The sequence below is a fragment of the Chryseobacterium sp. JUb7 genome (assembly GCF_024806495.1).
Classification (GTDB): domain Bacteria; phylum Bacteroidota; class Bacteroidia; order Flavobacteriales; family Weeksellaceae; genus Chryseobacterium.
This window is the reverse complement of record NZ_JANUFF010000004.1, coordinates 280,076-295,104: the sequence shown is the minus strand read 5'-3', so window position 1 is coordinate 295,104 and position 15,029 is coordinate 280,076. Positions and strand designations below refer to the sequence as shown.

General features: G+C 34.0%; 15 protein-coding genes. 6 read left to right on the top strand and 9 right to left on the bottom strand.

The annotated features are described in order from the left end of the window. Positions 1-19 precede the first annotated feature (19 nt). Positions 20-1,309 (top strand): WG repeat-containing protein, encoded by a 1,290-nt coding sequence (locus tag M2373_RS10305; protein WP_259110363.1) that lies wholly within the window; start codon positions 20-22, stop codon positions 1,307-1,309. 23 nt (positions 1,310-1,332) lie between these two features. Here the strand turns inward: M2373_RS10305 and M2373_RS10300 are convergent, their stop codons facing one another. The 6 genes from M2373_RS10300 to tilS form a co-directional block, all read right to left on the bottom strand. Further along, positions 1,333-2,124, bottom strand: a complete 792-nt coding sequence (locus M2373_RS10300; RefSeq protein ID WP_259110360.1) for a patatin-like phospholipase family protein — start codon at positions 2,122-2,124, stop codon at positions 1,333-1,335. Between the two features lie 48 nt (positions 2,125-2,172). Further along, a complete protein-coding gene (locus M2373_RS10295; RefSeq protein WP_259110357.1) occupies positions 2,173-2,994 on the bottom strand; it encodes a hypothetical protein in 822 nt (273 codons plus the stop codon). Between the two features lie 9 nt (positions 2,995-3,003). Continuing rightward, a complete protein-coding gene (locus tag M2373_RS10290; protein ID WP_259110355.1) occupies positions 3,004-3,786 on the bottom strand; it encodes an alpha/beta fold hydrolase in 783 nt (260 codons plus the stop codon). 59 nt (positions 3,787-3,845) lie between these two features. After that, positions 3,846-4,370 carry a biopolymer transporter ExbD gene (locus M2373_RS10285; RefSeq protein ID WP_259110353.1) on the bottom strand — a complete coding sequence of 175 codons (525 nt, stop codon included), beginning with the start codon at positions 4,368-4,370 and terminating at the stop codon, positions 3,846-3,848. Between the two features lie 261 nt (positions 4,371-4,631). Further along, complete coding sequence (locus tag M2373_RS10280; RefSeq protein ID WP_259110351.1) at positions 4,632-6,698, bottom strand: thioredoxin family protein; 2,067 nt, start codon at positions 6,696-6,698, stop codon at positions 4,632-4,634. A 6-nt stretch (positions 6,699-6,704) separates the two neighbouring features. After that, on the bottom strand, positions 6,705-8,033 hold the full coding sequence (tilS, locus tag M2373_RS10275) for a tRNA lysidine(34) synthetase TilS (RefSeq protein ID WP_259110349.1): 1,329 nt from the start codon (positions 8,031-8,033) through the stop codon (positions 6,705-6,707). An 87-nt stretch (positions 8,034-8,120) separates the two neighbouring features. Between tilS and M2373_RS10270 the strand changes: the two genes are divergently transcribed. The 5 genes from M2373_RS10270 to M2373_RS10250 all read left to right on the top strand — a co-directional run bounded on the left by M2373_RS10270 (position 8,121) and on the right by M2373_RS10250 (position 12,482). Then, a complete protein-coding gene (locus tag M2373_RS10270; RefSeq protein WP_259110347.1) occupies positions 8,121-8,954 on the top strand; it encodes an OmpA family protein in 834 nt (277 codons plus the stop codon). Positions 8,955-9,332: 378 nt separating this feature from the next. Then, positions 9,333-9,980: an O-methyltransferase gene (locus M2373_RS10265; RefSeq protein ID WP_259110345.1), complete on the top strand. Its 648-nt coding sequence runs from the start codon at positions 9,333-9,335 to the stop codon at positions 9,978-9,980. Positions 9,981-10,063: 83 nt separating this feature from the next. After that, entirely contained in the window at positions 10,064-10,780 is a 717-nt protein-coding gene (locus M2373_RS10260; RefSeq protein WP_259110343.1) for a C40 family peptidase, read from the top strand. Positions 10,781-10,782: 2 nt separating this feature from the next. Further along, positions 10,783-11,259 (top strand): DUF1648 domain-containing protein, encoded by a 477-nt coding sequence (locus M2373_RS10255; RefSeq protein WP_259110340.1) that lies wholly within the window; start codon positions 10,783-10,785, stop codon positions 11,257-11,259. Beyond that, positions 11,256-12,482, top strand: coding sequence for a 3-deoxy-D-manno-octulosonic acid transferase (locus tag M2373_RS10250; protein WP_259110337.1), 1,227 nt, complete (start codon positions 11,256-11,258; stop codon positions 12,480-12,482). The genes M2373_RS10255 and M2373_RS10250 overlap by 4 nt, the downstream gene beginning before the upstream one ends. On the opposite strand, the gene M2373_RS10245 is transcribed toward M2373_RS10250, so the two are convergent. The 3 genes from M2373_RS10245 to M2373_RS10235 are packed head-to-tail and all read right to left on the bottom strand — an operon-like array spanning position 12,474 to position 14,860. Next, a complete protein-coding gene (locus M2373_RS10245; RefSeq protein ID WP_259110335.1) occupies positions 12,474-13,100 on the bottom strand; it encodes a deoxyuridine 5'-triphosphate nucleotidohydrolase in 627 nt (208 codons plus the stop codon). The genes M2373_RS10250 and M2373_RS10245 overlap by 9 nt on opposite strands. Then, positions 13,100-13,858 (bottom strand): glycosyltransferase, encoded by a 759-nt coding sequence (locus M2373_RS10240; protein ID WP_259110332.1) that lies wholly within the window; start codon positions 13,856-13,858, stop codon positions 13,100-13,102. The genes M2373_RS10245 and M2373_RS10240 overlap by 1 nt, the downstream gene beginning before the upstream one ends. An 18-nt stretch (positions 13,859-13,876) precedes the next feature. Then, positions 13,877-14,860, bottom strand: coding sequence for an acyltransferase (locus tag M2373_RS10235; protein ID WP_259110329.1), 984 nt, complete (start codon positions 14,858-14,860; stop codon positions 13,877-13,879). Positions 14,861-15,029 lie beyond the last annotated feature (169 nt).

Below are 15,029 nucleotides of genomic sequence, written 5' to 3'. Positions count from 1 at the left end.
AATTTAAATATATTGGTGAATGAAAAAGATATTTCTATTTTTTGTCATCATATTTTCTGAAACTTTTTTTGCACAAAATTGTTTTCCGTTCAGTCTGGATATTCTGGAACAATATTCAAATACCGCAGATACAATAAAACCGGTTTATAAAGACGGAGGTTTTAGTTTTATAAATATTTCTTCTGGGAAAAATATTTATCCGATACATTTTCAGGAAGCTTATCCCTTTTTTCGGGATGTAGCCGTGGTAAAATATGATGATAAATATAATGTAATCAACAGAAAAGGTGATTTTTTGATAAAGGAACCTATTTTTGATTTTATTAAAGGAAAACCGCACTTGAATCCCAATTATCCCAATGAAGTCAGGCTTAATAATCGGTATGTTCATTCGTATGATGCTATAAAAAAAAGATCGGAGGATGAAAGCAGTGAATTCAGAAGTCTCAGATCCTTGAGTATATATAAATCTAAAAATTCTAAATACGGAATCACTTGTCAGGACAGATTGGGGGAACTTCAGTTTCCTGCTAAGTATGATACTGTTGTTTCTGTGTCAGAAAATTTTATTTTGGCAAAGATAAATGGGAAATACGGCTTAGAAGATCTTTCTACACAGGTTATTGTACCTTATGAGTATGATGAAGTAATTCCTTTTAACAAACAAAATAAGAGAAATATTCAGTCTTTTTTAGGTTTTAGAAAAGGTAAACATTGGTTTTACTTTGATTGGAGCGGGAAACTTATGGTAAAAACATCCTTTAAAGTTGATGTCATCGCAAGTGGTTCCAGTGAAATAATCGGAGCTGTAAAAAAAGATGGGACATTAGGTGTTCTATACAAAAATGGTGATTTTAAAGATTTTAAATTCGATAAGGTTTCAGAAAGTGTGAATATAGGCTTTATTGGGAATGATATTTACTTCATTAATGATAATAAGACTATTTCAAAATACTATTCAATTGATAATAATAAGAAACCGGATAAAATTTTTATTAGTCATGCCTCACCTTACGGAGATTGGTCTGAAGTGACAATTGATAAAAATTTTGTAATTTCAAAGAATTCTAAAGGGGATGTTGTAAAAACAGAAACCGATAAAAATATTTGGAATTCTTTAATAGAGGGATTTGATTGGTGTGATTATTATTCTATTGAAGAAGCAGGTAATAGAACCCATGTTGACGGAACTGATGTTGTAATAAGGGTATGTGTCGGAGGATTATGCTTCCCAAAATACACGGGAAACTTCTATTCAGGTTCAGAAAAAATGCAGAATTTTTATTTTACTTTGGAGCACTATTTTTAATTGTTTTTTTGAACAGAATAAAATTAATTTTTCCTATATCCCTTTGCCTCAAGTTCTTTACAGGTGTATTCATATACTTGCTGAAACATACTGTCAAGAGATTTTTTATTGAATAAACTGAACTTTGTCATTTTAGGAGGATCCAGAAATATATCACACGAACTGGCTTTGGAATATACCGACTTTGCTATTGCTAAGTGTAATATTCTGTCAAATTCTTTCATTAAACTCATATTTTCAAGGCTGTCATAACTGATGGAATTAACGTGGGATGCGATCAGAAAATCACATTTATCGATAATTGGTTCAATGGGAAGATTATCTAATACCCCACCATCAACATATATTTTTTCACCCATTTTTACAGGAGGAAGGACAAACGGAACGCTTGATGATGCTAATAATGGAGCAAAAAGTTCTCCTTCCGAAAAGAAATCTACAATTCCGTGGGTCATTTCGGTAGCGGTTACAAATACAGGAATTTTCAGAATGTTAAAGTTGTCTTCAGGAAAGTAATCCCGAAGTAGTTTTAAAATAAAATTCGAACTAAAAATCCCGTTTTTAGATAATCTCAGATATGATCTCGAAAAAAAAGTGGTTTGCCTCACAATATCCATCATTTCATCCGGAGTTTTTCCGAAAGAATAGAAAGCTCCTACAATCGATCCGGCACTGGTTCCTGAAATAATATCCGGTTTCAGATTATATTCTTCCAGAGCTTTTAAAACAGCGATGTGGGCGATTCCGCGCATCCCTCCGCCTGATAGAGTCAAGCCGATTATAGGTTTCTTTTTTTTTAAAGAGAATAAGCTCATTGAGAATATTAATCTCTACTAAGATACATGATTTTGATAAACTATCTACTATGGTTCGTCACAATCGGCATCAATTTTTAAGAAGAGTGCATCAAATTCTTTATTCATTTTTTCGTCGCGCTGAGGTCTCTTGATTTCGTCATTGGCGCAGTTTCCCCATCCGAAAACAATCAGATCAAGAACGGCATAATCTTTTTTGTATGAAGAATTGAGATGGCTTTCAAATTCATCCATAATTCTCTGTGGATCTCCGTTTTTCTTGCTCATTTGTTCCCGAAGTTTCCGCCATTCTTCAACAATCTCATTATCTCCGGAGTTTAAAACTCTTGCAAAATGATTGCAGCTTTTGAATTTACTGCTGAGTAACACTGACGGATCAGAATAAGCCATGATCTGTATTTTGTCCAGTTCGTATTCCTGAAGTAAGGCCTGGTAGGTCTGGGTTTTCAGATTCTGCCAGTAAGAAGTATTGACTACTTTTAGGTTCTCAAATAGACTTTTCTTTTCAGCAAATTCTTTATCCAGTTTGGCAAGAATCTGATTTTTGTCTCTTCTTACCTGTTGCAGATCTTCCAGTTTAAAAACATGCGGTGTATTTAGTAAAAGCCCGCTAAGTTGAAACCAGAGTTTATAAGTGCCTTCAATTTCTTCTTTTGAGTATTTATTGGCATCAAAGTGCCCTTTGTTATTGCATAATTCGGTTTCAAAAGAAAAGATTTCTTCTTTTTTGTCTTTGCTTTTTAAACTGTCTTTTGGTGTTTTTTCTGTTGTGGAAACAGAATCTTTCAGATGGTTTTTTTTTGAAACAAATGTTTCTTTTTTGCAACCTATAAATGATAGCAATAGTATTGAAAAGATCCAAATTCTCATATTAATTATTTAAAATACTAAATGTTTTGGCATATTGTGAAGGAGTTCTGTATTGATGATTTCGGCGCAGATGCTAGGTTTTTCCCAATGTCCGTTGTGTCCGCAATCCAGAACATAAGATTTGATGTTGGTTCTGTCAGGAAGATTTTTGATCATGACGTCTGTTTTTACGGCATTGTCATGTTTTCCGGCAATAATAAGAATTTTGACGTCAAGGTTTTCGAGAACGTGTTTTTTATCTGTTCTTTCTACCATGCCTTTTACTGATGCTAAGGCTCCTAAATTATTTGTAGAAAGAGCGGTTTCAAGAGCGGTTTCAATTTTTCCTTCAAGGATGTCTCTTTCGTTCGGGTTGAATAAATTGGGAACTCCGGCTCTTGCATAGTGCGGAAAGGCATCTTTGATAATTCTGTAGCTTTTTATACGCTGTTCTTTTTTCTCTTCGTCATCCGGAAAATAAGTCGAGAAGAATAAAGTTAAGCTTTTGAGTTTCTCAGGGTATTTTTCAGCAAAAGCTAACGAAGTGTAACCTCCCATTGAGTGCCCCAGTAAGTGTACTTTTTCTGCATTTTCATGATCCAAAACTTTTTTCACCTCCTCAGCCATCAGTTGCATGGTCTGCACTTCAGCTAAAGTATCAGACTGTCCGTGTCCGGGAAGGTCGATTTTTAAAAGCGAAAAATTTTCAGAAAGGTGAGGAGTCATATCATTCCAGATAGAAAGATTTTCCATGAAACCGTGGAGGAGTACCAGAGTTTCAGTTCCGTTTCCTTTTCTTTCAAAGTTGAGCATAGTTTTAAATTATATACTCAAATGTAAATAAAAAAGAGCATTTTATAATGCTCTTTCGTTTATTTTGTTACCTCATGATACACTTTTTCTTCCCATGGTTTGATATCTGTGATCCCGTAACGTTCTTTTTTTGATATCGCCAGATTATCCAGGATATCTACAAAATTTTTGTAATTGGCTTCATCAGTAGGTTTTATAATGACCGTGAAGTTTTCCTGTTTTGGGGCTTTTTTGTAGGCTTCAGATATGATTTTTGAAATATTTAACCCGTTAAAATCAGTCTCTTTTAAATTGCTTGAATTTAAATCCTCAGCAGACTGTTGATGATAAAACACTCTGTTGTCTTTTCCAAGAATAAACGTAATCTGATTTTGAGTGTCAATTACTTCATTTGTTCTTGGGTGAGTAATGGGATCTTTAGCAGGCAGTCCCAGGTCCATTACGTTGGGTTTTGTAAAGTTGGTCGTGAACATGAAAAAGGTAATTAATAAAAACCCTAAATCTACCATTGGAGTCATGTCTACCCGAATCAGTTTTTTCTTTTGTTTTCCTCCGGATTTCTCTTGTGCAATTACTTCAGCCATAATTAATATTTTTTAATGTTAAACAGTTTTCAATAAAGACTGAGATTTTGTTCTTTATTTGGAGGAATCTATACAAAGTTTATACCTAAATTGCGACAATGCTGATTAAATATCAAATTAATTGAAAATTTAACACTCTGTCGGTTTATGTGTGTTTAAATTCGTAATATTTTATGAGCTTTTAAAGATTTGTGAATTATTTAATTAACAAAAAACTCTCACCTTTATAGATGAGAGTTTATATGTAATATTTTAAAAAAATTATTTATTCTTTTTGTAATAATTGACACCACATTCAAGGAATTTCTTGAAGTCCTCTTTTGGCATATACCCAGAAACCGGACTGTTTATAACTTTCCCGTCAGGAGTGATTAAAACATAATGAGGCTGAGAGTTGTTATTGAAATTCACCTGCTGGAACAAGCTCCATCTGTCTCCGATTGTTTTTACCTTTTTCACCTGCCCGTCACCTAAATCAATTTTAGTTTTTTGATCTTCAGGAAGCTCTTCTTTATCATCAACATATAAAGACGCAAGAACAATATCATTTTGAAGAATAGGTAGAATATCCGGTTCGCTCCAAACGAATTCTTCCATTTTTCTACAGTTTTCACAACCATAACCGGTGAAGTCAATCAGGATTGGTTTGTCTTCTTTTTTGGCCAGTTCTACAGCTTTGAAAAAGTCGTGTTCAGGATGCATTCCTAGAATTCCGTCTTTTTCATCATGGAAGTAGCTTACATTTAACGGAGGTAAAATACCACTTAATAACTGCAGCTTCGGACGTTCAGAAGGAATTAATCCCTGAACTAAATATACCACAAATCCAATTCCCAGAACACCTAGAATTTTTCTTGTCATTGAAATTTTCGGCTTCTTGTCATCATGCGGAAATTTGATTAATCCAAATAAGTATAATGCCAATCCAATCGCAACGATGATCCAGATAGCGATGAAAAGTTCTCTTTTTAAGAAAAATGTTTTTGAAACTAAGTCTGCTTTTGATAAGAATTTTAATGCCAGAGCCAATTCTACAAAACCTAAAACTACTTTTACCGTATTCATCCATCCTCCTGATTTCGGGAGGCTTTGCAGTGCCTGCGGGAATAAAGCCAATAATCCGAAAATAATAGCCCATGCCAACCCGAAACCTGCAAGCGCAAAGGTTAATAGCATCGGAACGTTAGCAGAACCTGTTACTGCACTTCCTAATAAACTTCCTAAAATAGGACCTGTACAAGAGAAAGAAACAATAACCAGAGTTAAGGCCATAAAGAAAATCCCGATGATTCCACCAGCTTCTTCAGCTTTTGAAGACTTGTTGGCAATAGAACTGGGTAATGTAATATCATAATATCCAAAGAAACTTCCGGCGAAGAAAATGAATATGATAAAGAAAGCGATGTTCAGCCAAACGCTCGTCGAAATTTCATTGAAGATGTTTCCTGCAATACCATCAATAATATGGAAAGGGATACTTAATAAAACAAAGATGAGAAGAATGAAAAATCCGTAGATTAAGGCATCTCTTTTACCTTTTGCCTTATTTTTATTTCCTTTTGTGAAGAAGGAAACAGTTAACGGAATCATTGGGAAGACACAGGGTGTCAACAATGCAATCAGTCCTCCGATAAATCCTAGGAACAGATAAGTCCAATAGTTTTCTTCCACTTTTGTAGAGCCTGTTCCACAATCTGTCAAAGGTTTTTGAAAATCTATGGTCGCTATTTTCAGCTGTTTGGGGTCCAGTGATGCAGTTTGTGTGACTGTAATATCTCCTTTTACAGGGTTTTCTACAACAGTTTCTACAGTCTTCGCAGAATCTTTTGCAGGTTCTGCAGGTTCAGTTACCGCTTCTTCAGGAGCTCCTTTTGGAGTTACCTTTTGATTAAACTCTAAAGTATTTGGTGCTAAACAAACTCTGTCATCACAGGTCTGATAAGTAATTTCTGCAACGACATCTCCAGGTTTTGTTCCGTCTTTCAGTTTGAATTTTTGTTTAAAACCGGCAGAGTTGGAATAAAAAATAATCTTACCTCCGAATGCTTCAGAAAATTCTTCATGTTTTTTACCAACCTCTGTGAACTTTCCAATAAGTTCGATATTTTTCCCTGAAACTTTATATTCTGTAGGAATACCAGTGTCTTCAGGAATATCTTTGGAATAAATATGCCAGCCGCTTTCCATAGTTGCATTCAATACGGCTTCGTATTGATTGTTTCCTAAATCGTTGACTGTTAATTTAAATTTTACAGGATTTTTGATTTGTGCATTAATTCCTGTTGCTAAAAATAGCAGAACTAATAAAAACCAGTTTCTAAATTTCATTTTACTTTAATTAAAAATTTTGAGAATATTTTTTGTTTTCTCATCCCTCGCATATCGTTTGTCTTGCCTGAAAGGAATAATTCCTAGCACGGAATTTTCATGATCAGACAAAATCCAGATTTTTTGCCTCGCTAAAATAGAGATTTTTTCGTCCCTAAAAAATTTAGAAACTTTCTTTTTCCCCGAAAACCCTGATGGATAAAATTCATCACCATCCTGGTGTCTTCTCAGTCGTAATGGAAAGTGAAGTTTCTGTGCGTCAAAATCCCATTTGAAAGTCTTATTGATTTCTTCAATGTCTTCAATATTATTTTCGAGATTAATGGTGATTTGGTTTTCTGAAAAGTCAAAATTTTCTATTAAAATAATTTCTTCTTCCTTTTCATGATCAGGATTACTTCCTCCATCTTCCACCTTTTTAATCAAAAGCAATTCATCATAATTTACAATCAATTGATACTCTTTCGAAAAAAAAGATTTTCCGTTTTCTGCTTTGAAAATTTTTGGAATTTCCTCTTCCTGATTGAAGCCGTATTTTTTTAAAATTTCAAATTTTACAAAATCGCTTTCTAGATCCAGCTTTTCCTTTGATAGAATTTTGTACGACTTGTTAAATATGGAAAGACGATTTTCTATATCTTCAATTTGTTTTTGTACAAAATCTTTAGTCTGATTTAAATAAAGCGAACTTTTTTTAAAGTTTTCAAGAAAATGATCGTTAGTCTCCAGTAGTTTCGGAACAATCTCATTCCGGATTTTATTTCTTAAATAATCACTTTTTTTATTGGATAAGTCTTCGCGGTATTCAATATTGTTTTCTTTAGCAAAAGTGTAAATTTCTTCTTTTGTGAAATTTAAAAGAGGTCGCAGGATATGATTGTCATTAGACGGAATTCCGCTCAAGCCATTGATGCCTGAAGCCTTTGATAAGTTGATGATGAAGGTTTCGAGTTGATCATTCAGATGATGTGCAGTAACCAGAAATTCTAAATTTTCCTTTTTCTGGATTTGTTTAAAGAAGTTATAGCGCAATTCTCTTGCCCAGAGCTGGATCGAGTTTTGAGGTTTTTGATCTTTCTCTGAAACTTCATATAAATGAAATTTAATATGATTTTTCTCACAAAAATCCTGCACTACTTTTTGATCTGATTGAGAATCTTCTCCCCGAAGCTTATAATTGACATGGCCTACCTGAAAAACTAAATCCGAATTAAGGTATTGATGAGCCAAAACCATAGAATCAGCACCTCCGCTCACAGCCAAAAGATAGGTGTGATTTTCAGGTTGCTGAATAAGATTTTCTAATTGCTGTTTAACGCTTAATTTTTTCAACATCTATGTTGAGAATTTCTTTTGCACAAAGATAATCCATATAATTCAATTCAATTTTGTTACCTTTGGAACGTCTAAAAATGATTATTTATGAAGATTTTTAAAATTTTAGCAGTTTCTGCAATGGTGTTGGGATTGACATCTTGTATCAGTAAAAAGCAATACGATGCTTTAAGTACGAATTACAAACAATGTATTGAGAATATTGGAGAAAGACAAAGAGAAATCCAGGATTTAAAGTCTCAGAACTCGGCATTGTCGGGTGAGAATAATTTACTAAAAAGTCAGCATGATGCTTTAAAATCATCACTTGATGCTTGCTTGTCAAACACAGGAAAAAGTTCAGCCAATATTGATAAATTGGTGAGTGAAATCAATTCTTCAAATTCTTATATCAAACAGTTGATTTCTAATAACGCTAAAAACGACAGTTTAAATTTAGCATTGTCAAACAAACTGAAAAGATCTTTGGATAATGTAGCGGATGATGATGTTCAGGTGAAAGTTTTAAAAGGAGTAGTGATGATTTCACTTTCGGACAAAATGTTATATAAAACGGGTGACTACAATATCTTGCCTGCTGCTCAGGAAGTTTTAGGAAAAGTTGCCAAGGTAATCAATGATTATGACAAATATTCAGTATTGATCGAAGGAAATACAGATAATGCACCTTTAAATTCTGCCAACTTACCACGAGATAACTGGGATCTTTCTGCTTTAAGAGGTACAGCGATTGCTAAGATCTTACAGTCTCAGTTTGGAGTTGATCCTGCAAGAATTACAGCAGGTGGACGTTCTGAATACAACCCTAAAGCGACGAATATGAGCGTTTCAGGAAGAGCTGAAAACAGAAGAACAGAAATTATCATCATGCCTAAGCTGGATGAGTTTATGAAGTTAATGGATATTGCTCCTAAAAAGTAATTTCAAAAAATAGATGTAAAAACAAAATCCCGGACATGTCCGGGATTTTGTTTTTCATCAAATTAATTCTTCTTTCTTCAATAAGGAAATAATTCGTTGTAAAAATGAATTGGATATTTCGTTTTTAGTTTTTTTGGGAGAAGAATCTGCCTTGTCATTTGACAAAGCAATGGTTTGATTCTCCTTTTTAATTTGGTTTTCCCCTACATTCATTTTGGTTTTCTCTTAGTGTTTTTACCCTTCTATGCAAAGGTAGAATTATCTGCTTCGAAAAACATCCGTATTTTTACGGTAATTGAGATGGGGTTTTTCCCAGGTTTTGGAAATTCGTTCTTATTTCTTATATTTAAGTAAATTTGAATAATAAAAAATTGTAGAATGAGCTTTTTTGAAGAAAAGAATCCTGAAATGGACAGGTATCTGGAGACACATGCTTCCTCAGAACCTGAAATTCTGAAAAAATTAAGAAGAGAGACCTATCAGAAAACCACACAGCCTCATATGATTTCCGGTTATCAGCAGGGAAGGCTTTTAACGATCATCTCTCAGATGCTGCAGCCGAGAAATATTTTAGAAATCGGAACTTTTACGGGATATGCTACGCTTTGTTTAACGACTGGTCTGGCGAAAGACGGAAAAATTACAACACTTGATGTTAATGAAGATTTAGCGTACTTACCGAGAAAATATTTTGCAGAAAGTGAATATTCAAATCAGATTGATTTTAAACTTCAGGATGCCAAAGAATTTTTGAGAGAGACGGATGAGATTTTTGATCTTGTTTTTATCGATGCAGATAAAGAAAATTATGCTGAATATTTCAGATTGATTAAGCCACGCACGAAATCTGGTTCTGTCGTTATGTTTGATAATGTACTTTGGTATGGAAAAGTACTGGAAGAAAATTCAAAACAGAAATCAACTCAGGTGATCAGGGAATTAAACGATTTGATCGCAAAAGATGATGATTTTGAAAATCTTATTTTACCTTTGCGTGACGGAGTGAATTTTCTGAGAAGGAAATAGAATAAGGCTGAGTTTAAGGTTAAGTTTTTTAATATTTGAATTGCTTAACCTTAGCCTTAACCTATAACTTTAATCTTAAATTAATGAATAAAGGAATTTGTATTGTTACAGTGGCACCGGTACGCGCAGAAGGTTCTGATAAAGCGGAAATTGTTACGGAAATATTGTTTGGCGAAAGTGCAGATATTTTGGAAGTCAATAAAAACTGGACCAAGATAAAAATGCATTATGACGGCTATGAAGGATGGATGGATACCAAACAGCTCAAACCTGTAACGGAAGAAGAATTAGCCGGCAGAAAAGTAACGGTCGTGACTGAAGATTTTTCGTCTGTTTTAATGAAAGATGGTAAAACTCTACTATCAATAGGTTCTGAGGTTGAATTTCCTGCTGTAGCATCCCAAAGAAGTCATGATGTTCGTGAAAGTGTTGCTTTAACAGCGAGAGAATTTCTTAATGTTCCTTATTTATGGGGTGGAAAAAGCTTTTTTGCCGTAGACTGTTCAGGTTTTACGCAATTGGTTTATAAAGTTCATAATATTAAGCTTCCCAGAGATGCCTCGCAGCAGGTAGAAGTGGGAGAGTCGCTTACTTTTGTTGAAGAAAGTCAGCCCGGAGATTTGGCTTTTTTTGAAAATCCTGAAGGGAAAATTATTCATGTGGGAATTATGCTGGAAAATCAGAAAATCATTCATGCTTCCGGGAAGGTGCGAATTGATATCCTTGATTCTACTGGTATTTTTAACAAAGAAATGAATAAGCATACTCATAAATTAAGAGTCATTAAAAAGATTATTTAGATATGAAGACTTCTACTTTTTTATTAATTATCAACATAGCTTTACTTATTTTTATTTGGGTTTTTACAGGGGTAAAGTATGCGGAATTGCCGGAAATCGTTCCATCGCATTTTGCTGTTAATGGAAAGGTAGATGGTGAAAGTGCTAAGAATACAATCTGGTTCTTGCCGGCTATTGCTACATTTGTTTTCCTGGCTTTGATAGGAGTTTCCCGAAATCCAGACTCACCGCTATTGCATGTTCCGCAGAGCTTTAGAAATAAAGAAACTTTAAAGCTGTATATGTACAGTATGCTGCTTCCTGTTCTTCTTTTACTGGGAGATACGGTTGTAGAAAGCATTTTAATCGCTCAGGGGCGACTAGCGGAAATGACCAATATTGTTTTTGTTTTACTGGCTTTAATGTTTGGGGTTATGGGATTCTGTATCTTCAAAATGCTTAAAGAAAGCCGTACGGAAATATTAAATACTAAAAATTGAAATTTCTCTATAATATTTTTATCAGTCTTCTCATTTTTGGGATGAAAGTTTTTTCGTTGTTTAATGATAAAACTAAAAAAGGAGTTGAGGGAAGGGGGGAGTCTTTACGAAAGGTAAAGTCGGTCTTTTCGAAGCTTGATAAGGTCATCTGGATGCACGCTGCAAGTCTGGGAGAATATGAACAGGGGCTTCCTGTATTAGAAAGCCTGAAAGAGAAATTTCCCACCCATAAAATTCTGGTTACTTTCTTTTCTCCATCGGGATATGAAAATGTTATTAAGAAAAAGAATATCGCTGATGAAATCTGTTATTTACCTTTTGACAGAAAGAAGGATGTGAGAGAATTTATTTCTCAGTTTACTCCTGAACTATTTTTTACGGTGAAGTATGATTATTGGTATAACTTGTTGGAAGAGTTAAAGAAACAAAAAGTTAAGACCTACGTGATCTCTGCTTTGTTTTATGAAAGGCAGGCGTTTTTTACGTCATATGGAAAATGGATGGTGAAACAATTGAAGAAAAATATCGATTGGTTTTTTCATCAGACTGAAATGTCTTTTGCTCTGGCTAGAAGTGTTGGTTTAATACAGTCTTCTGTAACGGGTGATACAAGATTTGACAGGGTGAAGCAACTGAAAGTAAGAGATAATCAGGTAGATTTTATTAAAGATTTTACCGGAGCTGAAAAAACGATTGTTTTCGGAAGCTCATGGCAGGCTGAAGAAAAAATAGCTGAGATGATTTCGAAGAAAACAAATGATGCGAAAATAATCATTGCTCCCCATGACCTGAAAAGAGTGCATAATTTACAACAGATTTTTCCGGAAGCTTTATTGTATTCTCAAATTAAAAACTCAGCTTTTCCGGATTCGAATGTTTTAATTATAGACAGCATCGGATTGCTTTCAAAATTATACTCTTATGCAGATATTGCGTTAGTTGGCGGAGGTTTTCATGATGCGGGTCTTCATAATATTTTAGAGGCTGCGACATTTGGAATTCCTGTGGTTTTTGGAAATCATTACCGAAAAAATCCTGAAGCGGATGATCTTATTTCTGCAGATGGAGGAAAAGCTTTTGAGACTGAAGGTGAAGCTGCAGGATTTGTTCTTTTTCTCTTGGAGGATCATGAAGCGCTAACGGCAATGTCTCAAAATGCAGGTGAATTTGTAAGTGGAAAGCCGAATTCTACAGCGCTTATTATTCAGAAAATCTTATCGTAAAAATCCCTGGCTTTTTATATCCTTAATGATCTGATCGAAGTTTTCAGGAATTCTGTCGGAGGTTAGCCAGTTAAAATCAATCCCGTTATTGATGAATAATTTTTCCAGATAAGTATTTTGATGAACCTTTTCTTCAATGCTTTCAAGTATTTCATCAATTTCCATCCAGTAATCTTCGTCTAATTTTTTCGTTAGAAGTAAAGCTTTAACAATTTTATTGATCAAATAAAGATAAAGCTTGTACACGTTATCAAACCTCTGTCTGGTGAGATCGCCGTTGTGTTCTAAAATTTTGTTGACCATCAGAAGATTAAGTGAAACTTCTCCGAATTTATCGGTAGTGATCTTCACGTGTTCTGTAACTTCGGCACTTAGCTTTCGGATAATACTTAAAAAATATTTTTGATTTCCAATATACGCTGAAGCTAAAAGAATTTTCTCGCCAATAATTTCTTCCATTGAATCTCTCTTATTATCAGTAGTTTCCTGATCGATAAGTTCGAAATAAAGTTTTTTAGATAATAATTTGTCCTTTTTCAGAAGTCTGAAAATAAGGCGGTCTTTTTCTACATTCGAAAAAGCACTTAATGCTGCTTTAAATTCTTTTGAATATTCCATTAGTTGAAAATTTTAGAATATTTTAAAAACCCGTTTACTGCCCAATTCGCGGTATAATACAAAGACTTTAGGGTAGAAAACTGCATGAAATCTTTATACACAAGATATTGATCTTTAATGATGTTTTTCTTTTTTCTTGAAACACTGTTTTCACGCATCCTGTATTTTGCCAGTGTCTGGTTTAAAGGATATCCTTTGGGGATTTCTTTTAGTAAATTAAGCCACATAACATGGTCTTCACGTTTGCTTTTTATCGGGAAGAAAAATTTCCCTACTCTTTTGGTGTCGTAAATGGTGGAAACCGGAGCCAGTCTGCAGGTTTTCAGTAAATTTGAAAAGGTTACAATTTTATCAGCCATGAAATCTTTTAAGATGGGTTCCATGGTGTGCTCATCACATCTTGAGTAATTACAATATACAAGTTCTACATTATTTTCCTGTAAATAGCCAGTCATTTTTTCCAGATATTCAGGATACCAGAAATCATCAGAATCGAGAAAGGCAATATATCTTCCCTCGGCTCTTTCAAGGCTTTTATTTCTAGCATTTCCGGCACCTCCGTTTTGTTCCAGGACCTGAAGCTTTATTCTTGGATCGTTATATTTTTTTAAAATCTCAACAGTGTTGTCTTTAGATAGATCATCAGTGATCAGCCATTCCCAGTTTTGATAGGTTTGATTTAAAACAGACTGTATCGTTTCTTCGATAAATTCTGCAGAATTGTATGATGGAGTGATGATGGAAACAAGATCTTTCATTTGTGTCTTAACAATTAATTATAAAAATTTTTTCTCATAAAAATGCCATGAGCTGATTCCTACGGCAATAACTACCAGCATGCATGCAAAAGCCATCAGGTAAGGGTTGTAATCTTTAAATAAGCCTAATGTCGTAAATGTTCTGATAATAGGGAAGTGGAAAATGTAAATTCCATAAGTGAAATCTCCGTATTTCCCGAAATTATTTAAGAACTTGAATGAATAGGCGATATAAAGTGTAATAATACCGATCATCATAGGGGAAAATAAAGTAATACCAGTGATTAAATCAATCCAGACCGTAAGAACGGCAATAATGAACAGTAGATTTTTATGTTTAATAAATTTATCAAAATTAAAATAAATCAACATTCCCGGGATGAAAAACGACATCGTTCCCGGAAGTTGCTTGGCAAGAGAAATTTTACCCAATGATTCAAAATAATTGAAATAGATAAGTGATAAGAAATAAATAATAATTAAGCTTATATTTCTGTATTTGTTATTCTTGCCAAAAAGTAAAAACAGCAACGGAACACTGAAATAATAGCACATTTCTATTTTAAGTGTCCATAAAGCGCCATTCACAGCCTGATTTCCGAAAACTCCGGGCAGCCAAGGTGCTTTAAAATTAAGGAATAAAGAATTCCAGAAAAGATATTTGTAAACCTGTGTATTGCTGAAATAATCTGCAAAAGAGTAAGTGCTGACTAAACTTAATAAGATGGCACATAAAAATACGACTAATAAATACGCAGGAACAATTCTTTTAATTCTCTTTTTTAAATAACTCTTTAAGCTGGAAGACCGGTCATAGCTTCTTGCAATTAGGAAGCCGCTGACAACAAAAAATCCGAATACGGCAATTTCTACGGGGCTGTGTTCAAAAATTTTAAGCTCCTGAGAAGCGCTTAAAGCTCCCAGATGTCCTACGAAAACGATAAAGGCGAGGAGAACACGTAAGAAGTCAAAATTATTTTTCGTTATGTCTTGCATCTGCATTTGCATTGTTTTATGCAAAAATAGTTTTTTTAATAAAACAGAGGCTTATTACCGCTGGCAATATTTGTTAAATAAAGGCAATATTGACGATAATTGTTCATATATTTTTGAAAATAAATAAGTTTGAAATAATTTTTCACAAAATATTATTAAATAAATCAAAAAAATT